The organism is Arthrobacter sp. KNU-44 (assembly GCF_051843155.1).
Classification (GTDB): domain Bacteria; phylum Actinomycetota; class Actinomycetes; order Actinomycetales; family Micrococcaceae; genus Arthrobacter.
In genome coordinates, this window is sequence record NZ_JBPXNG010000002.1 from 860,329 (window position 1) to 878,687 (window position 18,359).

Annotated in this window: 20 protein-coding genes; 5 read left to right on the forward strand and 15 right to left on the reverse strand. The window is 63.0% G+C overall.

Annotation, left to right across the window (positions count from 1 at the left end; genetic code table 11):
* Positions 1-102: 102 nt before the first annotated feature.
* The 6 genes from ACSVHC_RS04740 to ACSVHC_RS04765 form a co-directional block, all read right to left on the reverse strand.
* Entirely contained in the window at positions 103-1,209 is a 1,107-nt protein-coding gene (locus tag ACSVHC_RS04740; RefSeq protein ID WP_236816176.1) for a BMP family lipoprotein, read from the reverse strand.
* 280 nt (positions 1,210-1,489) lie between these two features.
* Positions 1,490-2,509, reverse strand: coding sequence for an NADP-dependent oxidoreductase (locus tag ACSVHC_RS04745; protein ID WP_437772861.1), 1,020 nt, complete (start codon positions 2,507-2,509; stop codon positions 1,490-1,492).
* Complete coding sequence (locus ACSVHC_RS04750) at positions 2,506-2,937, reverse strand: organic hydroperoxide resistance protein (RefSeq protein WP_437772860.1); 432 nt, start codon at positions 2,935-2,937, stop codon at positions 2,506-2,508. Before ACSVHC_RS04750 ends, ACSVHC_RS04745 begins: the two co-directional genes overlap by 4 nt.
* 60 nt (positions 2,938-2,997) lie before the next feature.
* A complete protein-coding gene (locus ACSVHC_RS04755) occupies positions 2,998-3,432 on the reverse strand; it encodes a MarR family winged helix-turn-helix transcriptional regulator (RefSeq protein WP_437772859.1) in 435 nt (144 codons plus the stop codon).
* Positions 3,433-3,777: 345 nt separating this feature from the next.
* Entirely contained in the window at positions 3,778-4,977 is a 1,200-nt protein-coding gene (locus ACSVHC_RS04760; RefSeq protein WP_345450094.1) for an amidohydrolase, read from the reverse strand.
* A gap of 76 nt (positions 4,978-5,053) precedes the next feature.
* Positions 5,054-6,187: a mannose-1-phosphate guanylyltransferase gene (locus tag ACSVHC_RS04765; RefSeq protein WP_439180623.1), complete on the reverse strand. Its 1,134-nt coding sequence runs from the start codon at positions 6,185-6,187 to the stop codon at positions 5,054-5,056.
* 238 nt (positions 6,188-6,425) lie between these two features.
* Between ACSVHC_RS04765 and sdhC the strand changes: the two genes are divergently transcribed.
* The 5 genes from sdhC (at position 6,426) to ACSVHC_RS04790 (ending at position 10,841) form a co-directional block, all read left to right on the forward strand.
* The gene (gene sdhC, locus ACSVHC_RS04770) at positions 6,426-6,806 is read left to right on the forward strand and encodes a succinate dehydrogenase, cytochrome b556 subunit (RefSeq protein WP_084784381.1); all 381 of its coding nucleotides are present in this window, start codon (positions 6,426-6,428) and stop codon (positions 6,804-6,806) included.
* Positions 6,807-6,809: 3 nt separating this feature from the next.
* Positions 6,810-7,304, forward strand: coding sequence for a succinate dehydrogenase hydrophobic membrane anchor subunit (locus tag ACSVHC_RS04775; protein ID WP_437772857.1), 495 nt, complete (start codon positions 6,810-6,812; stop codon positions 7,302-7,304).
* A 93-nt stretch (positions 7,305-7,397) separates the two neighbouring features.
* Positions 7,398-9,197: a succinate dehydrogenase flavoprotein subunit gene (gene sdhA / locus ACSVHC_RS04780; protein ID WP_234751269.1), complete on the forward strand. Its 1,800-nt coding sequence runs from the start codon at positions 7,398-7,400 to the stop codon at positions 9,195-9,197.
* Position 9,198: 1 nt separating this feature from the next.
* Positions 9,199-9,981 (forward strand): succinate dehydrogenase iron-sulfur subunit, encoded by a 783-nt coding sequence (locus tag ACSVHC_RS04785; RefSeq protein ID WP_078105990.1) that lies wholly within the window; start codon positions 9,199-9,201, stop codon positions 9,979-9,981.
* 95 nt (positions 9,982-10,076) lie between these two features.
* Complete coding sequence (locus tag ACSVHC_RS04790; protein WP_437772856.1) at positions 10,077-10,841, forward strand: alpha/beta hydrolase family protein; 765 nt, start codon at positions 10,077-10,079, stop codon at positions 10,839-10,841.
* 91 nt (positions 10,842-10,932) lie between these two features.
* Here the strand turns inward: ACSVHC_RS04790 and ACSVHC_RS04795 are convergent, their stop codons facing one another.
* The 9 genes from ACSVHC_RS04795 to ACSVHC_RS04835 form a co-directional block, all read right to left on the reverse strand.
* Positions 10,933-12,069, reverse strand: a complete 1,137-nt coding sequence (locus tag ACSVHC_RS04795; protein WP_437772855.1) for a YihY/virulence factor BrkB family protein — start codon at positions 12,067-12,069, stop codon at positions 10,933-10,935.
* Positions 11,957-12,529, reverse strand: a complete 573-nt coding sequence (locus ACSVHC_RS04800; protein WP_437773974.1) for a 2'-5' RNA ligase family protein — start codon at positions 12,527-12,529, stop codon at positions 11,957-11,959. The genes ACSVHC_RS04795 and ACSVHC_RS04800 overlap by 113 nt, the downstream gene beginning before the upstream one ends.
* Positions 12,530-12,653: 124 nt before the next feature.
* Positions 12,654-13,745 carry a tryptophan--tRNA ligase gene (trpS, locus tag ACSVHC_RS04805; RefSeq protein ID WP_437772854.1) on the reverse strand — a complete coding sequence of 364 codons (1,092 nt, stop codon included), beginning with the start codon at positions 13,743-13,745 and terminating at the stop codon, positions 12,654-12,656.
* 18 nt (positions 13,746-13,763) lie between these two features.
* Complete coding sequence (locus ACSVHC_RS04810; protein ID WP_345450080.1) at positions 13,764-14,597, reverse strand: exodeoxyribonuclease III; 834 nt, start codon at positions 14,595-14,597, stop codon at positions 13,764-13,766.
* A 10-nt stretch (positions 14,598-14,607) separates the two neighbouring features.
* Complete coding sequence (locus tag ACSVHC_RS04815; RefSeq protein ID WP_364538339.1) at positions 14,608-15,180, reverse strand: hypothetical protein; 573 nt, start codon at positions 15,178-15,180, stop codon at positions 14,608-14,610.
* 67 nt (positions 15,181-15,247) lie between these two features.
* Complete coding sequence (locus ACSVHC_RS04820) at positions 15,248-16,081, reverse strand: ABC transporter permease (RefSeq protein ID WP_437772852.1); 834 nt, start codon at positions 16,079-16,081, stop codon at positions 15,248-15,250.
* A complete protein-coding gene (locus tag ACSVHC_RS04825) occupies positions 16,078-16,899 on the reverse strand; it encodes an ABC transporter permease (protein ID WP_439180624.1) in 822 nt (273 codons plus the stop codon). The genes ACSVHC_RS04820 and ACSVHC_RS04825 overlap by 4 nt, the downstream gene beginning before the upstream one ends.
* Entirely contained in the window at positions 16,892-17,821 is a 930-nt protein-coding gene (locus ACSVHC_RS04830) for an ABC transporter ATP-binding protein (protein ID WP_437773973.1), read from the reverse strand. Before ACSVHC_RS04830 ends, ACSVHC_RS04825 begins: the two co-directional genes overlap by 8 nt.
* 229 nt (positions 17,822-18,050) lie before the next feature.
* Positions 18,051-18,350, reverse strand: a complete 300-nt coding sequence (locus ACSVHC_RS04835; RefSeq protein WP_345450074.1) for an SHOCT domain-containing protein — start codon at positions 18,348-18,350, stop codon at positions 18,051-18,053.
* Between the last annotated feature and the right edge of the window lie 9 nt (positions 18,351-18,359).

The following is an 18,359-nucleotide window of genomic DNA, read 5'->3' on the forward strand; positions in this document are numbered from 1 at the left end:
GGCATAGGAGTGTCGAAGAGCAAATTGAAGGCAACGCAGAACGCGCTGCCCTTCTGCCAAAACTCGGCTGAAGGGCAGCGCGATGCGGTTTAGCCCGGATTTTTACTTGGGGCTGGACTTCGATTCGACCTTGACTGCGCCGGAGATGATGTCCTTCTTCAACTGGTCAAGATCGCTCTTCATGTCTGCCGGAACAGCGGAGTCGAGATCGTGGAACGGGGCAAGCGCCACGCCCCCGTTGTCGAGCGTGCCGACGTACGGGCTGGGGTCGAACTTGCCGTCCTTGTCGGCCTTGATGACCGTTTCGACGGCGGTCGCCATGGTCTTCTGGACCGAAGTCAGGATGACCGACTTGTAGGCGGGTGCGGTCAGGTAGCCATCCGAGTCGACCCAGATCAGCTTTGCGTCCGTGCCCTTTGCCTTGGCGTCAAGGATCGCACTTCCGGCGCCCGCTCCAACCGGTCCAGCGACGGGAAGGACGACGTCGGCCCCTTGGTCCAGGAATCCCTGGGTGAGGACCTTGCCCTTGTCGACCTGCTTGAAGTCGCCGACGAACGTTCCGTCCTGCTTGTCCTTGTCCCAGCCAAGCAGCTGGACGGACTTGCCCTTCTTCTGGTTGTAGTACTTCACGCCGTCGGAGAAGCCGTCCATGAAGATGCTCACGGTGGGGATGTTGAGGCCACCGAAGGTCGCAACCTTGCCCGTTTTGGAAGTGCCGGCGGCGAGGTACCCGGCCAGGAACGCGGCCTGGGCCGTGTTATAGACAATCGGCTTGACGTTCTTCGGGAAGGTGGGGTCCGAGTAGTCGATGATGGCGAAGTGGCTGTTGGGGTTCGCCGTCGCGATGTTCTTCGTGGCGTCGCCCAGCAGGAAGCCGACCGTAACTGTCAGCTTGCAGCCTTGCTGCACCATGGAACGAAGGTTGGGGTCGTAGTCCGTGTCGGCCTTGGACTGGACGTGCTTCTCCTGGATGCTCAGGTCCTTGGCTGCTGCCTGAAGGCCCTCGTAGCCTGACTGGTTGAACGACTTGTCATCGAAGCCGCCGGAGTCGGACACCATGCATGCGGTGTAGTCCGACTTGGTGGCGCTGCCCGAGCTCGAAGCAGACGGTGCGCTACCGCAGCCTGCCAGCAAAAGTGCAGCGGCGCCCGCAGTTGCGACGCCTGCAAATGAACCGCGCTTTAATGTGGCACGCAGTGATTGCTTCAATTTTCCTCCAGGAAGAAAGTGATTGATGCTACGACAGTTGGTCAATGAGTGTCCGTTTCGAAAACTCGAGTCTGAAATTCTGTTTTCACTGATGCTTCGCAGCACTGCGCCTGGGGCGCACTGATGGCACAACTTTAGTGGGATTGAACACACCCGGGTAACACAAAAGCCCAACAACCCGAAGATTGTTGAGCTTTTGTTACCAAGCAGTAGTGGAACTCCCAGCGAACGGTCCTAGGATGCCCGCCCGCTGCGGCCGGTACTCAGTGCGGGATCATACTCAGGGCAGGCGGACCAGCATCTTGCCGGTGTTGGCTCCATCCAGGAGGTCGATGAAAGCCTTCGGCGCGTTTTCCAGTCCATCAACGATCGTCTCGTCGTAGCGGACCGTTCCATTGGCCAGCCATTCGGCCATGTTCTGGGCGAACTCGGCGGCGTGCTGTCGCTGGCCACCCACGAGGAAGCCGCGCAGGGTCAGTTGCTTTCCGATGGCCACGGCCAGGTTCCGGGGGCCCGATGCGGGCTCTGTGGAGTTGTACTGCGAAATGGCGCCGCACATTGCCACGCGGCCACCCACTGTGAGGACGGCGAGGGCAGCTTCGAGGTGCTCGCCGCCCACGTTGTCGAAGTAGACATCGATGCCGCGCTCCCCCGCAGCCTCACGAAGTTGCTTCACGACGGGACCGTCGTCGTAGTCGAAGGCCGCGTCGAAGCCGAGTTCCAGCAGGCGAGCCACCTTCTCCGGGGAACCGGCGCTGCCGATCACCTTGGAAGCGCCCATGGCCTTGGCGACCTGACCGACGATCGAACCCACTGCGCCTGCGGCACCGGAAACGAAGACGACGTCCCCGGCTTTGAACTCGGCCACCTTGAGCAGCCCGGCATATGCCGTCAGGCCCGTCATGCCAAGTGCTCCGAGGAACGCCGAAGTCGGCGCCAGGCCGGCCGGAACCGGCGTCGCGCTTGCCGCATCCACCACCGAGTATTCGCGCCAGCCGAGCTGGTGCACGACGACGTCACCCACCTTGAGTGCCTCGGAACGGGACGCGATCACCTCACCCACCGCACCGCCGTCGAGCGCTGCGTCGAGCTGGAAAGGTGCCGAGTAGGACTTCGTGTCATTCATGCGGCCGCGCATGTAGGGATCGACCGACATGAACTCGTTGCGGACCAGGATCTGGCCCTCCTGCAGCTCCGGCAGATCGGTCTCGGCCAGCCGGAAGTTCTCTTGGACAGGGCGTCCTTGCGGGCGGGATGCCAGCCGGATTTCGCGGGTGCTCTTGGGAAGTGCCGAGCTCATGCTGCCACCTCCACAAGCTTGATGTCGACGGCGATGTTCCCAAGGGTCGCGTTGGAGTAGGGGCAGATCTGGTGGGCTTTGGCCACGAGTTGCTCGGCGGTTTCCCGGTCGAGGGCAGGCAGCGCGATCTCAAGCTCCGCGGCGAGGCCGTATCCCTCGCTGCCCTCCAATGCACCGAAATGGATCTTGGCGGCGACGGCGGAATCGGTCAGATCCACCCGGGCCTTGCGCCCTACCAGCCTGAGCGCCGAGTGGAAGCATGCCGCGTAACCGGCGGCGAAGAGCTGCTCGGGGTTGGTGCCCTGGCCGTTTCCGCCCAGTTCCACCGGGCTGGCGAGAGCGACGTCCAGCTTGCCGTCGTTCGTGCGGGCGTTGCCTTCGCGGCCTTCACCGGAGGCAAGTGCCTCGGCTATGTACAAAGTCTTCACTGTGGTTCCTTTTCCTTTGTTGGGATGGACGTTTTGGGATGGACGTTTTGGGATGGACGATCAGATGGCTGAATGGAGGGCGGCAGTGAGCCGGCCCAGAGTGTCGTGAAGCTGCGCAAGCTCCGCGGCGCTCAGGCCGGCGGCGTCGGCGAGGCGTTGCGGCACAGCGCCCGCCCGGGCACTGAGGGCCCGCCCGGCGTCGCTCAGGTGGATCTCGACGCGTCGCTCGTCCTCGGCTGAACGCCGGCGCTCCACGAGGCCCAAGGCTTCAAGCCTCTTGAGCAGCGGTGACAGGGTGCCTGAGTCGAGTCCCAGCTCGGTACCCAGTTCCCGGACGCTTCGAGGCTCGTTTTCCCAGAGCACCAGCATCACGAGGTATTGCGGATACGTCAGTCCAAGCTCGTCCAGGACGGGCCGGTAGACCGCAGTGGCGGCCTTGGAGGCGGAGTAGAGGGCGAAACAGACCTGGCGGTCGAGGCGGGGGGCTTCACTCATGGGAATAACGATAGCTCACAATTAAATTGTGCACAACTCAATTGACCCCGGCAACGCCCGCTCACAAACAAGCCCACCCCCAACAACGCCCGCTCACAAACAAGCCCACCCCCAACAACGCCCGCTCACAAACAAGCCCACCCCCAACAACGCCCGCTCACAAACAAGCCGAAACAACGGGATCCTCTTGCAGATGATCTGCAAGAGGATCCCCGGCGTTTCGACCAAAAGTGAGCGAGCGTCCGGTCAGAACCCGGCATAAGTGAGCGAGCGTCCGGCCAGAACCCGGCAAAAGTGAGCGAGCGTCCGGCTAGAACCCGGCATAAGTGAGCGAGCGTCCGAGGCTTAGAGATCCCGGATGGTTCGCAGCGCGGCGGCGGCCAGGACCTGGATCGCGAAGCCGAGGGCACGCTCGTCCACAATGAAGTCACCGCGGTGGAGATCGTATTCCTCACCGCCGGGGGTGTGCGTTCCGAGCCGCATCATGGCACCCGGCAGGTCGGCCAGGAACCAGGCAAAGTCTTCGCCTCCCATGGACTGGGGGGTCAGGACGACGGCGTGCTCGCCGAGTTCCGCACGCGCCGCCGCCTCGATGAGGGCAGTCTCGTGTTCCGAGTTGACCACGGGAGGGACGCCGCGGGTGTGCTCAAGGTGCACGTCCACCCCGTACGGCGCGGCAACTTGCTGGACGACGTCGTCGAGCAACTCCCCTGCGCTGTGCCAGGCGTCCCTGTCGAGGCAACGCATGGTGCCGGCCATGTATCCGTTGGCGGGGATGGCGTTGGGTGCGGACCCTGCCGCGATCTGACCCCACACCACCGAAACGCCGCTGCGCACGTCCACCCGACGGGATAGCACGGCCGGGACGTTGACGGCGATTTGGGCTAGCGCGAAGACCAGGTCTTCGGTCAAATGCGGACGGGAAGTATGGCCGCCACGTCCGGTCAGTTCGATTTTGATGGTGTCCGACGCCGAGGTGATGGCGCCTATGCGCGTGCCGATCTTGCCGACGTTGATACGCGGATCACAGTGCAGCGCAAGAATCCGCGGGACACCCTGGAGCACCCCCTGCTCGATGCAGGACAGGGCACCGCCGGGCATGGTTTCTTCTGCTGGCTGGAAGATGATGCGCACCGTGCCGCCCAAGGGGGATTCCTGGTGCATGGCGTGCAGCACCAAGGCAATGCCAAGCATGCTCGTGGTGTGGACATCATGCCCGCACGCGTGGGTGACGCCGTGGTTCTTCGACGCGAACGGAAGCCCGGTCTCTTCGATGATGGGGAGCGCGTCGATGTCGCCGCGGAGGGCCGTCGCGATAGGCCCCTCGCCGACGTCGACTGTCAGCCCCGACCCTTCCAGCCGGCGGGGTTCAAGCCCCGCCGCTTCGAGCCGTTCAACCAACTTGTCCGTGGTGCGAAATTCCTTGAAGGAAAGTTCGGGGTGCGCATGCAGATCCCTCCGGAATTCAAGGAGTTCCGGCAAGAGATCGTCAAGCCACGGCTTCACCACTGGGGTCGGCTCGGTTTCGGTAGTGAAATTGCGCACCTCACAACTCTAGCCATCCACGCCCCCCGAATAGCGAAAGGGGTCTCTTGGTTACGGACAGCGCCGCAAGAGGGCGCTAGAGAACGTCTGTGTCGCCGCTCGCCTTGAGTGCGTCCACCGCGCCCTTGACCCGCTGGGCGTGTTCCTTCGTGGTGACAAGCAAGGCGTCCGGCGTATCAACGATCACGACGTCCTTGATCCCGATAAGGGCGATCACGCGCTTGGTGTCGGAGACGACCACGCCGCTGGCGTTCTCGGTGAAGACACGGGCGCCTTCGCCCAGGACGGTCACCTCATCGACGTCGCCGGCATTGTTGAGTCGACCGATTGCGGCGAAGTCTCCGACGTCGTCCCAGCGGAAGGTACCGGGCACGACGGCGACATCCCCCGCCGCTGCGGCGGGTTCAGCCACTGCATAGTCAATGGCAATCTTCGGCAGGGTGGGCCACACCCGGGCAGTCACTTCGTCGCGTTCCGGCGTGTCCCAGGCGTTGGCAATTTCCTCCAGCCCGGCAAACAGGACCGGCTGGTTTGCCTCCAGGTGCTTGAGCATGAGCGCGACGGGGGCGACGAACATGCCCGCATTCCAGACGTAGTCGCCCGTCTCGAGGTATTTCTTGGCAATGTCCTCGCTCGGCTTCTCGACGAATTCGACCACGGCATGCGCGTTCGGTGCGTCATCGATGTTGAGCAAGTCCCCGGTGCGGATGTAGCCGAACCCGGTCGAGGGGTGCGTGGGCTTGATGCCGATGGTGACGATCTTTCCGGCGGCCGCAGTGTGGATGGCCTCACGGACAGTTTCCTGGAAGAGGTTGTCCGGGCTGATGACATGGTCGGCTGCGAAGGAACCCATGATGGTGTCCGGGTCGCGACGGTACAGGATGGCGGCGGCGAGGCCGATCGCCGCTCCCGAGTCCTTCGGTTCGCTTTCGAGGACCAATTCGTTTTCGCCCACTTCGGGAAGCTGGCGGCAGACAGCAACCCGGTGCGCCACACCCGTAACCACCAGCACGCGGTTGCCGGCCAATGGTTCGAGGCGGTCGTACGTAGCGCGCAGCAGGGTGCTTCCCGAACCCGTGAGGTCATGCAGGAACTTGGGCGCAGCAGCACGCGAAAGCGGCCACAGGCGCGTGCCCACTCCGCCAGCCGGAATAACCGCATGGAAGTGACGCAATGGCGATTCGAGGCTTGCAGCGTTTTCTATACTCACCGCAACACCTTATCCGACACACGCGCAACTCCCACTTTGTGGTCTTCGTCTCACCCGCGGGGCGAAAAGACCGGAATTCAGGCGAACACCCGCACTCTCGTTACAAGAAGGGGTGCCTAAATTGAATAAGCTGTGAGCGAAGCCTAGATTTAGGCTGAGCTACGAGTGCTCTCGCAGCTGGCGTTTCCCCCGCATGGATCCCGTGCCAGCGCCGCTGTGTTGCAGGAAGGTTTATTCAGTGCCGACAAAACCAGCTGGCACCTTGTACCGCGGCCGTGAAGGCATGTGGTCCTGGGTTGGACACCGCATTACCGGTGTTGTGATCTTTTTCTTCTTGTTGGTCCATGTGCTGGACACCTCATTGGTGCGTGTGTCCCCGGAGGCCTACACGGCCGTTATCGGCGCCTACAAGAACCCCCTCATGGCCCTCGGCGAGACGGGCCTCGTCGCAGCGATTGTTTTCCACGCCTTCAATGGTCTGCGCGTCATCGCCATTGACTTCTGGAAGAAGGGCGCGAAATACCAGCGCCAGATGCTGTGGACCGTCCTGGTATTGTGGCTGGTCACCTTCGGGGCCTTCGCCATCCGCCACCTGTCCCTCGCACTGGGAGGCCACTAAGCCATGAGCACTGATATTCAAACCCCACGCAGTGGAAAAAACAGTGGTGGAAAAATCGGCAGTGGGAAAATTGCTCCGCAGTACCGTCGCGGCACCGGTTCCAAGGGGAACTTCGAGATGTTCGCGTGGCTGTTCATGCGGCTCTCCGGCGTCGTGCTCGTGGTCCTGATCTTCGGCCACCTCTTCGTGAACCTCATGGTAGGCGAAGGCATCCACGGCATCGACTTCGGTTTCGTGGCCGGCAAGTGGGCCGACCCGTTCTGGCAGTTCTGGGACCTGGCCATGCTGTGGCTCGCCATGCTGCACGGCACCAACGGCGTCCGCACCATCATCAACGACTACGCCGAGAAGGACGCCACCCGCCTGTGGCTCAAGGTGGTCCTTTACGCGGCTACGGTCGTCATCGTCGTCCTTGGCACTTTGGTGATCTTCACGTTCAACCCGTGCCCCGTCGTCAACGGCGTTCAGCTGCCGGGCGGGTTCTGCCCGGCGCCGTAGCGGCTCCGCTGCACCACCGGCTTAGTCCGGCTGTGCACAACACGCGGAGCAGGCTCCGCCGACCATCTGACTTAGAGAGAAAGAGCATCTGGTATGCAGGTCCATAAGTACGACGTCGTTATTGTCGGTGCCGGCGGCGCCGGCATGCGCGCCGCGATCGAATCCGGTCAGCGCGCACGCACTGCAGTACTGACCAAGCTCTACCCCACCCGTTCCCACACTGGCGCAGCCCAGGGCGGCATGTGTGCAGCCCTGGCCAACGTCGAAGAGGACAACTGGGAGTGGCACACGTTCGACACCATCAAGGGTGGCGACTACCTGGTAGACCAGGACGCAGCCGAGGTCATGGCGAAGGAAGCCATCGACGCCGTGCTGGACCTGGAAAAGATGGGCTTGCCGTTCAACCGCACGCCCGAAGGCCGCATTGACCAGCGCCGTTTCGGTGGCCACACCCGTGACCACGGCAAGGCTCCGGTCCGCCGCGCCTGCTATGCAGCAGACCGCACTGGCCACATGATCCTGCAGACGCTGTACCAAAACTGCGTCAAGCACAACGTTGAGTTCTACAACGAGTACTACGTCCTGGACCTGCTGACCGTCGAGGAAGACGCCGTCCGCGAAGACGGAACGCCGTACAAGCAGAAGCGCGTAGCCGGCGTCGTGTCCTACGACCTCGCCTCCGGCGAGTTGCACGTTTTCCAGGCCAAGTCCGTGGTGTTCGCCTCCGGCGGCGCAGGCAAGGTCTTCAAGACCACCTCCAACGCCCACACCCTGACCGGTGACGGCATGGGCATCGCCTTCCGCCGCGGAATCCCGCTGGAGGACATGGAGTTCTTCCAGTTCCACCCGACCGGTCTCGCCGGCTTGGGCATCCTCCTCTCGGAAGCTGCCCGCGGCGAAGGCGCGATCCTCCGCAACTCCGAGGGTGAGCGTTTTATGGAACGCTACGCCCCCACCATCAAGGACCTCGCTCCCCGCGACATCGTGGCCCGTTCCATGGCAAACGAAGTCCGTGAAGGACGCGGCTGCGGCCCGAACAAGGACTACGTCCTCCTGGACCTGACCCACCTTGAGCCGGCCCACATCGACGCGAAGCTTCCGGACATCACCGAATTCGCGCGCACTTACCTCGGTGTCGAGCCGTACACGGAACCGGTTCCGGTGTTCCCGACGGCGCACTACGCCATGGGCGGCATTCCCACCAACATCACCACCGAGGTCCTGCAGGACAACGACACCATCGTGCCGGGCCTGTACGCAGCCGGCGAGGTTGCTTGTGTCTCGGTCCACGGCTCCAACCGCTTGGGCACCAACTCGCTGCTGGACATTAACGTCTTCGGCAAGCGTGCAGGCATTGCCGCAGCCGAATACGCCAAGACTGCTGACTTCGTGGAGCTCCCGGAAGACCCGGAGGCGTACACGCTGGATCTGCTGAACCACGTCCGCACTTCCGATGGCGGCGAAAGGGTTGCCGCGATCCGCAAGGAACTGCAGGACACCATGGATGCCAACATGCAGGTGTTCCGTACTGCGGACACCCTGAACCAGGTGCTCACGGACATCGCGTCCCTCGAAGAGCGCTACCAGCGCATCAGCGTCCAGGACAAGGGAAAGCGCTTCAACCTTGACTTGCTCGAAGCAGTGGAACTGGGCTTCCTGCTGGAACTGGCCAAAGTCATGACAGTTGCTGCCCTGCACCGCGAGGAGTCCCGTGGAGGCCACTTCCGGGAGGACTTCCCGGAGCGCGACGACGAGAAATTCATGAAGCACTCCATGGCGTATAAGGATGAGCACGCCCCGGCGGACGGATCTGCGGAAGCAATCGCGGGCATCCGACTCGGCACCAAGCCTGTTGTCTTTACGCGCTACGAGCCGATGGTGAGGAAGTACTAAGATGTCTGCTGAACTTGCTGAGCCAGCATCCAAGATCGAGCTGCCCGCGCACATTGGTGGAGGCGGGGAAATTCCCACCTTCAACATCACGCTGCGCGTGCGACGCTACAACCCCGAGGTCTCGGAAGAGCCCGTATGGGAAGACCACCAGCTGACGATGTACGGCACCGACCGCGTGCTGGACGCCCTGCACAAGATCAAGTGGGAGATCGATGGCTCGCTGTCCTTCCGCCGTTCCTGTGCACACGGAGTCTGTGGATCCGACGCCATGCGCATCAACGGCCGTAACCGCCTAGCGTGCAAGACCCTGCTGAAGGACCTGGACACCTCCAAGCCCATCACCGTTGAACCGATCAAGGGCCTCCCGGTGGAGAAGGACCTGATCGTGGACATGGAGCCGTTCTTCCAGTCCTTCCGCGAGGTCATGCCGTTCCTGATCAACAAGGGCCACGAGCCCACCAAGGAACGCCTGCAGTCGGTCGAGGACCGGGAACGGTTCGACGACACCACCAAGTGCATCCTGTGCGCTGCGTGCACGTCGTCCTGCCCCGTGTTCTGGACGGACGGCCAGTACTTCGGCCCGGCCGCCATCGTGAACGCGCACCGCTTCATCTTCGATTCCCGCGACGATGCCGGTGATATGCGCTTGGAGATCCTCAACGACAAGGAAGGCGTGTGGCGCTGCCGCACCACCTTCAACTGCTCGGAGGCTTGCCCGCGTGGCATCCAGGTGACCCAGGCAATCGCCGAGGTCAAGCAGGCCATCCTGGCACGCAAGATCTAGTCCAAAATTTAGAATACGACGACGACGGCGTCCCCTTGGCGGGGTCCGCCGTCGTCGTTGTTTAAGACTCGCTCGCAAAACGAAAGGCGGACAGGGTGTCCAAGTCCACGAAGATCAGCTTCGAAGGCAGTACCGGAGATCTCCTGGCAGGGATCGTGGACGTGCCTGAGGGCCCGGTCCGGGGCTGGGGTGTGTTCTCCCATGGTTTGACCCTCGGCAAGGACAGCCCGTCAGCCTCGCGTATCTGCAAGGGCTTGGCGGATCTCGGCGTCGGCATGCTTCGCTTCGACAACCTTGGACTCGGCGACTCCTCCGGCGATTGGTCCGCAGGATCGTTCAGCGTGAAAGTGGCGGACACCATCCGCGCCGCCGAGTTCATGCGTGCTGATGGTAAGGAAATCTCCCTGCTTGTTGGCCACTCCTTCGGCGGGGCCGCTGTGTTGGCCGCCGCCCTCAGCCTCCCCGAGGTACGGGCGGTAGCGACTGTCGGCGCCCCATTCCAGCCCAGGCATGTGGAGCACATGTTCGACGCCGAAGTCAGCACGATTCTCAGCGAAGGCAGCGCAAAGGTCAATTTGGGCGGCAGGCGCATGGAGATTCGCCGCCACTTTGTTGAGGACGTGGAGAAGGCCGACCTCAGGGACTGCATCCGTACCCTGCACAGACCACTCATGGTGCTGCACTCCCCCACAGACAACACTGTGGGCATCGACAATGCCAGCGAGATCTTCCAAACGGCACGGCACCCGCGGAGCTTTATTTCGCTTGAAGGCAGTGACCACCTGTTGACGGGCAAGGGGCAAGCCGCCCGGGTCGCGGGGATAATCTCGGCCTGGGCCGGGCAGTACCTCGGCGACTAGCAGGAGACCCAGCCCAACTGACTAGCAGTTGTTGTCGTTATGAGCGCTCAAAACGACAACAACTGTTAGTCAGTTGGGGCTCTGGATGCCGTCAGGACCCTTTTGCGTGGAACGTGCGCGGCGAAGGGTGCCGTGATCCGAGGGCCGGCTTGGGGTGCTCATGAGCGCCGGTATCCGCTTCCCTGACGGCGGCCCACGCCCCGGAGACCAAGTAGACCTGGCTGACAAGGTTGAACCAGATGAGAAGCCCGATGATGATGGCGAATGAGGCCAGGATGGGGTTCCGTCCGGCGTTCGCCAGCAATTCCGTGCTGAAGATCTGGAGGATGGTGGTCCCGATGCCGGCCAGCACTGTTCCTTCCACGAACGCTTGGCGGCGAAGTTTCAGGCGGCCTGCGAAGCGGAACATGATCACCGCGGTCGCCCAGTTGAGGACAAGTGGAACGGCCGTGCGAACGAGCCACGTGACGGGGCCGGCGACGGCGTCGGCCAACCCGAGCCGTTCGATGATCCATCCGGCCGCTGTCCCGAACACGAGCGAAACACCGGCGCTGACCACCAAGGCTGCGCCGAGCAGCAGGAGGGTCCCGGCGTCGCGGGCCTTCATCAGCAGGGGGTTCTCTTGTACGGACTCCAGCCCGGAGACTCCGCGAAGACCCTCCCGGATCCCGGCGATCCAGCCGAGCGCGGTAAAGACCGTGACGACGGCGGCTATGACGGCCGTCCAGCCAAGGCCTGTGGGGTTCAGGAGATCGTGCGGATCCACCAGGCCGTTGCCTCCGCTGGTTTTCAGGAGTCCCGGGGCCGCCGTGGAGACGCTCGAGACGATTGAATCAACCAGTTGGGGCTGCCCATTGAGGACCAAGCCGGTCACCGCGAATCCTGTGGCCAGCAGGCCTGTGATGGAGAAGAACATGGTGAAGCCAATGCCCGCGCTCAACAGTGGACCATGGCGCAGGTTGTAGAGGTTGAAGGCACGCATCGGCCGGAAGTTGCTCAGCCGGGCGAGGGCCAAGTTGATGAACGCCGGAATCGTGGCGCCCCTATGTCCTGAGCGCCGGGCCTTTCCCCATTCGACCTGACGGTGAATGAGCTGCAGCTTCAGCTGCGCCCCTTCAGTCGGTAGCGGTGGCCTTTCCGCCTGCTGCCGGTCGTTGTGCTGTGCTTTTCCGTGCTTGGTCTGCGTCGCCGCCAAAGTCGAGCTCTTCCCGTAGCTGCCAAATGCCATTGTCGTCGTGCTCGTAAAGTCCCATGCTAACCACAGGGAAGGTGGCGCTGTAGTTCTTGAGCACCGTTTCGGCTTCGTCCAGGCTTTCAGGAGCGACGTCGTGCGCTACCGTGACGTGCGGGTGGTAGGGGAAAGGAAGGTCGCGTTCGAGGGGGCCGGTCTGCAGTTGTTCGTGCAGGCCCACACACTCCTCGAAACCGTCTTCGACCTTCAGGAACACCACCGGGGACACCGGACGGAAGGAGCCCGTGCCGGAAATCGTGATCTTGAAAGGTGCCTGGCGCCGGGCGACATCGCGAACGTGCTCGAGGGTGGCTTCCCAGTCCTGGGCAGGCGTCGTCGTGACGAGGGTGATGTGGGCCGGGATGACTTCCGCCATGGGATCACCGAAGGATGCACGCCATTGCTGCAGTTCCTGGGCGACTTCCCTGGGGAAACCCAGGATGACCCCTACGCACATATTGTCCCCGCACGCGCTGGCAGACTGGTGTGCGCCCGTGGCCGGGTGGGCGTCAGCGGCCTGGCCGGCTCCCCTTGAAAGAGAGCCGACCTGGACGCTGATCTTGCCAGCTGCGCACATGGTTTTAGCGGATTCCTTGTGGTCCGCCGTAAGGCAGGAAGCCCACCTTGGCGTAGACGTCCGCGAGCGTGGCCGAGGCGATCTCGCGGGCCTTGTCCGCTCCGTGGGCGAGGAGCCGGTCGAGCTCGGCCGGATCGGCCAGCAGCTCGTTGGCGCGGTCCCGGATTGGCCCGAGATGGGCAGCAACGAGTTCAGCGAGGTCAACCTTCAGGTGACCGTACATCTTGCCTTCGTAGTCCGCGACGATCTTCTCCACCGGCTGGCCGCTGATGGACGAGTAGATGCTCAGCAGGTTGGACACCCCGGGCTTGGCTTCGCGATCGAAGCGGATTTCCGTCTCGGTGTCCGTGACGGCCGACTTGATGCGTTTGGCCGTGACCTTCGGGTCATCGAGAAGGTTGATCAACCCGGCCGGCGACTCCGCGGACTTGGACATCTTCGCCGTGGGGTTCTGGAGATCGTAGATCTTGGCCGTTTCCTTCTGGATGAAGGCCTGCGGCACCTGGAACGTCTCGCCGTAGCGGCTATTGAAGCGCTGGGCGAGGTCGCGGCTGAGTTCAATGTGCTGCCGCTGGTCCTCGCCTACGGGTACCCCATGTGGCTGGTACAGCAGGATGTCGGCCGCCTGCAGTATCGGGTACGTGAAGAGCCCGACGCTCGCGTGGTCGGAACCGTGTTGCAGCGACTTGTCCTTGAACTGGATCATGCGCGAGGCCTCGCCGAAGCCGGTGATGCAGCCCAGGACCCACGCCAGCTGGGCGTGCTCAGGAACCTGGGACTGGACGAACAGCGTGCACTTGTCCACATCTACGCCGCCGGCGATGTACTGCGCAGCGGTGACGCGTGTCCGGCGGGCCAGCTCGGCAGGATCCTGCGGCACCGTAATGGCATGCAGGTCCGGGATGAAGAAGATGGCGTCATACTCGTCCTGCATGCGGACCCAGTTGACCAGGGCACCAAGGTAGTTGCCCAAGTGGAGGGAGTCGGCAGAGGGCTGCATGCCGGACAGCACACGGTGCTTTGCCCCGGCGGCCAGTTTGGTGGATGTTGCCTTGGCTGCGGCTGCAGCGGGTTCGGTCGTGGTGGAACTGGTCATGAGGAAACTTTCGAAAGCCTAGAGCTGGTAGTCGACTACCAGCGGTGCGTGGTCGGAGAAACGGGTGTCCCACGACGGCGCCCGGTCAACGACGGCCGAAAGAGCGGCTGCCGCGAGTCCAGGAGTGGCCATGTGGTAGTCGATGCGCCAGCCTGTGTCAGTGTCAAAGGCCTTACCGCGCTGGGACCACCAGGTGTAGGGGCCATCGACATTTCCTGCCAGGCCCCTGTGGACATCCCTCCATCCGATCTCGTCGCCGAAGAAGCGGTCGAAGTACGCGCGCTCCTCAGGAAGGAAACCGGCACGCTTGGTGTTGCCCTTCCAATTCTTGATGTCGAGCTCGGTGTGGCCCACGTTGAGGTCGCCGACCACCAGGGCATGCTCACTGTGCTTGGCCAGTTCCGGAAGCCTTGTGGTCATGACGTCCAGGAAGCGGTACTTGTCCACCTGCTTGGGCGTGTCCGCTTCGCCGGAGTGCACGTAAGCGCTGACGACCGTCAGCGTAGTGTCCTTGCCGCCGCCGTCCCGCACGACGTAGTCTGCCTCGACCCAGCGTCCGGTCGTGGCGAAATAGTCGTCGCCAATACCCACGCGGGTAGCAACGGGTTCCTGCCTGGAGGCAATCGCAACGCCGGCGCGGCCCTTGGCCTCGGCTTCGGCGTGCAGGATGTACCAGCCTTCGCCGATGAGCTGGTGGACCACCTCATCGGGCGCGCGGACTTCCTGCAGGCACAGGATGTCGACGTCGCGCGGTTCCAGCCACTCTGCCATGCCCTTCTTGTAGGCGGCGCGAATGCCGTTGACGTTGACCGTTGCGATGCGAAGGAAGTCCTTCTTCAATGCCGAGCTCACCCCGCCTACTCTAGTCGATGATGGTGCCCGAGACGGGCTCGTCGCCGCCGCCGGAGGACTTGATCATGTCCCGGGCATTGCTCGACGTGATGGCGATGGTCTCCAGGGCGCGATCGATGGTGTCCTGGTCGGCGGCGTCGCCCTTGGCCCGTTCGTCCTCGACCACTCGTACTTGCACCTGGACGATCTTGAAGGAGTGGTCCAATTTGAGGTCCCGGATTTCATCCGCTTCGTTCCGTTCCGAGACCACCCGGGTGCCACCGTGGTCGGCGCTCGACGACGACGGCGCGCGGCCGGTTGCCGCGTTGAAAGCGTTCTGGGCTTCGGTGAGTTTTTCACCGGCCCGCCTGGCAGCCTTCTGGATGCTGAAGACCACAAAGGCGGCGAGCGCGAGCCAGCCGAAGGAGACAACGGCGACGATCCAACCGACGACGTCGTTATGGTTGGCGGCGAAGATCACGGCCACCAGGAAGGCGATGAGCACCACTGTCATGCCCAGTCCACCGATGCGGAAGCCTTTGAAAGGGCTCCGGGCGGAAGCGGACGAGGGAACAGATGACGGGGAGTCGCCGAGGGATCGCATGCACCCATTGTCGCAAACTCCGCGCGGCGAACCGCTCTCTTCCACCCCCGGCGAACAGCCTGCCCGGCTATTTCAGGAAGAGCTTGCGCAACCTTCCGGTAGTGAGCGTGATGCCGAGGGCGATCATCACGAGGTAGTAGGCGACATGAACTGCCGTGGCCGGGCTGAAGGAACCGATGCTGATCTGCCGCAGGAGTTCCACGCCGTGCCATAGCGGCATTGCTTGGATGAGCCACTGGATGTATTGCGGATAGACACTCAGCGGGTAGAAGGTGGCGCTGAAAAGGAACATGGGCAGCATGAAGAAGTTGATCCAGTCCATCTGTTGGAAAGTCTTCATGAAGCTCGTGATGCCCATGCCGAAACTCGCAAAGCCGAAAGCGATCAGCACCGAGGCCGGAATGACGAGGATGGCCCATGGCGTGGTGATGAGTCCCATGACGGCCATGACGGCCGTGAACCCTGTGGCATACAGGAGTCCGCGCAGCAGGGCCAGGAAGATCTCCCCGATGGCTACGTCCAACGGCCCGAGGGACGTGTAGAGCATTCCCTGGTACAGCTTGGCGAAGTTCATCTTGAAGAAGACGTTCCAGGTGGAGTCATAGACAGCGCCGTTCATGGCGGACACGGCCAGGAGCGCGGGAGCGATGTAGGCCGCATAACTGATTTCCTGGCCGCCCGGTCCCGCCACGGTTCCCACAATCGGGCCGAGTCCCACGCCCATGGAAATCAGGTACAGCACCGGCTCGAAGAACCCTGAGACGAGGATCAACCAGGTGCTGCTTTTCGCTGCCATGAGGCCCCGTGACACAACAGCAAGCGCGTTGCGGGAGTACAGAGGGCCGAAGGTGCGTTCCCGGGCAGCGTCGGTGGCGCTATGGCCTCCAGTAAGAACGCTCATGTCCCCATCCTCCTGACGAACTGGCGCCGCGTCAGCGTCCAACCTGCAGCGGCCGCGCCCACGAGGAACACGACGTGGGTCAGGGTCAACAAGGGATTCTCCTCGAGTCCATAGGTGAAGACGCGGCCCAATTGCGTTCCATGCCACACCGGGGAGATCCAACCGATCCAGCGCACCCCGAGCGGCAGCGAATCCAGCGGGAAGAACGTGCCCGAGAACAGGAACAGCGGCACCACGATGAAACGCTGCACCAACGCGAACTGGCCGGAGTCTTTGGTGATGGTCGAGGCGTAGGCCATGAGCGGCAGCCCGAAGGACAAACCGGCCACTGTCGCAACTATCGCCGACACCCAGCCCCACGGACTCGGCGAGGCACCGAACATGGCCACGATGGCGAAGTACACCGCTGATTGCACAAGGAATTTCAAGGCACTGGCCATGATGTGCCCCGCGGCGATCTGCTGCGGTACGAGCGGTGAGGCGTGCGGGCCATAGAACACGCGGCGCCATTTGAAGCCGTCCATGATCGGGTAGGAAAAGTCCCCTGACGCAGTCATGACGGCGGATGAGACCAACAGTGCCGGCGCGATGAACGTCAGGTAGTTCACGCCCCCGAACACGGCCGCGCTGTTCGCATCCACGAGGCTCGCCAGCCCGACGCCCATCGCGAAGAGGTAGGCCACGGGCTGCCCCACGCTGTACAGGAAGACGGACCAGCCGTAGCCGCGCATCACTCGCAGGACCTGCTCGGCGTAGAAGAAGGATCCCCAGCGCCTCGCCCGGCTGGCGGAAACGGCCGGCGAGTGGGCGCTAGTCAACGAGGCTCCGCCCGGTCAGCCGGAGGAAGACGTCCTCCAGCGAAGAACGCCGCACGAGCGAGGTCAAGGGACGGAGCCGGCGGGCGGAGACTTGCTCCAGGGCCGATTCGCCGTCGTTCGCGTAGATGAGCACGCGGTCCGGTAGCGTCTCGACGCGTTCGCCGATGCCTGCAAGTTCGACGCCGATGGTGGCGTTGCGTTCAGAGCCGAAGCGGAGTTCCAGCACCTCGCGTGTGGAGTATTCGCGGATCAGGCTGGCGGGCGAGCCTTCGGCCATGATCCGTCCTTTGTCCACTACGATCAGCCGGTCGCAAAGTTGTTCGGCCTCGTCCATGTAGTGGGTAGTGAGGATCAGCGTTACGCCTTGTTCCTTGAGCCGGAACAGCCGGTCCCAGAGGATGTGCCGGGCCTGCGGGTCCAGTCCCGTGGTGGGCTCGTCCAGGAGCAGGATCTTGGGCTCGTTGATGAGCGAGCGGGCAATCGTGAGACGCCGTTTCATGCCGCCCGAGAGGGCATCGACCCTGGACTTGGCTTTGTCTGTCAGTTGGGCGAACTCGAGCAGTTCGTCGGCCTTGGGACGCAAGTAGCTCAACGGCAAGCCGAAGTAGCGGCCATAGACAATCAGGTTTTCGCGGACCTTCAGTTCCTCGTCCAGGTTGTCCTGCTGCGGCACCACCCCGAGGTGCGCACGGACTTCCGGCCCATGGGTTTCCGGGTCCAGGCCCATGATGCTGAGCTTCCCGGACGTCCGCTGGGAGACGCCGCCGATCATTTTCATGGTGGTCGATTTGCCGGCGCCGTTCGGGCCAAGCAGGCCGAAGGACTCCCCCGCCGGAACCTCGAACGAGATACCGTCGACGGCGGTGAGCTCGCCGTAGCTCTTGGTGAGGTTTTCGGCTGTGATGACTGCGGGTGGGTTCATCTGGAAGCTGGCTGACGTGGAGAAAGAGCGGGTGGCTTCATTGTGCACCCCAGCAGACTAGTAGAGCCAAGGAATACGTGAAAGAGGTATTCCGCAATTTTCTGGAGTAACTCGCGGGACCCTGCGGGACATTCTGCGAGATCACTCCAAACCTCAGGCCCTGGAACCGCGTGATTCCAAGGCCTGATGGTTTATCCAGACGAGTGATCCAGCAGAATCGTCCGGTTCCCTACTTCGTCGGATGTGCCCGCAGCACTTCCAGGCGCTGGCGGTACTCGGTCTCGTCGATTTCGCCGCGTGCGTAGCGCTCCCTCAGCACGCTTTCGGCGCCCTGGGTTGCTGCCCAGTAGTGGTTCCGACGCCACATCCGGCGGCCGAAGAAGATGAAGCAACCGATGACCAGGAACCAAAACAGCGGGATCAGGAGGAAAAACGGCCAGAAGACGAATCCGTCCCCCGGCCCATGGACGACGTCGGCGGGAAGCTGCGCGGCCGCGGCGCCGATGGTGGTGCTCAGTGATGTCAACATGTCCAGTCC